Below are 925 nucleotides of genomic sequence, written 5' to 3' on the forward strand. Positions count from 1 at the left end.
CACGCGCAGCGTCTCGTAGTCGCCTTGCAGCGCCACTTCGGCTTCGTAGTCCGCGCCGCGGCGCGACTGCACCAGCTGATGGCCTTCGATGCCCTGCAGCGCCGTCGGCGCGGGCGTGAAGCGCAGGTCGAGATCGCCTTGCTTGGCGGTGAACTCGCAGAGCGTGCGCACGGACACGGTGTAGCTCATGGTCCGTCCTCGGCGCCGCGCCATTGCACATGGCAGACGCTGACCGGAATGCCGTGTTCGCTGCAGTACTGCAGCCAGCGGATCTGGTTGTCCTGCAGCTTGTCGCCCGGGCCTTTGACTTCGACGAGTTCGTAGCGGTTTTCCGCGGGCCAGAAGCGCACGAGATCGGGAAAGCCGCTGCGATTGGTCTTGACATCCTGCATCAGCCGCGCGAACAGCAGCTTGAGGTGCGCGGCGCTGATGCAGTCGAGCGCCAGGCGCAGCAGCGGCTCGGTCAGCACGCCCCAGAACACGAACGGCGACTGCACGCCCTGCTTTTCGGCATAGCGCTGGAGAATGGTCTGCGCGTAGTCCGGCGTGTCGAGCTGCGCCAGGCACAGAGCGAATTCGTGCGACCGGCGCGCGCAGAAGTCGGGTGCGCTCAGATCGGCCGGGCCGCTCTGGAACGGATGGAAGAACGCGCCCTGCACGGGCGCGAAGATCGCGGGCCAGCACAGCAGGCCGAACAGCGAGTTGATCAGCGCGTTCTCGACATAGAACACCGGGTGGGTCTCGCTGTGCCAATGCGCGCGCAGCGCGTATTCCACGGACAGCGGCGCCGCGGGCGGATCGAGCAGGATGTCGGCGCGCATCTGCAGCAGCGCCGGGCTGGCCTGCGCGCGCTGGCGCGCCTTGGCCTGGCCCGTGTTGCGCAGCAGGCGCGGCAGCATGCGCCGCAGCTTCTGCAGTTCCTCGT

At 67.8% G+C, this 925-nt stretch carries 2 protein-coding genes; both read right to left on the bottom strand.

All coding sequences use genetic code 11. The annotated features are described in order from the left end of the window. Positions 1–189: hypothetical protein (locus D3H34_RS33040; protein WP_147400615.1), on the bottom strand; the 189-nt coding region annotated here is incomplete at its 3' end. Next, positions 186–925: VRR-NUC domain-containing protein (locus D3H34_RS33045; RefSeq protein ID WP_147400616.1), on the bottom strand; the 740-nt coding region annotated here is incomplete at its 5' end. The genes D3H34_RS33040 and D3H34_RS33045, both read right to left, overlap by 4 nt.

It is taken from the genome of Acidovorax cavernicola, from assembly GCF_003581445.1.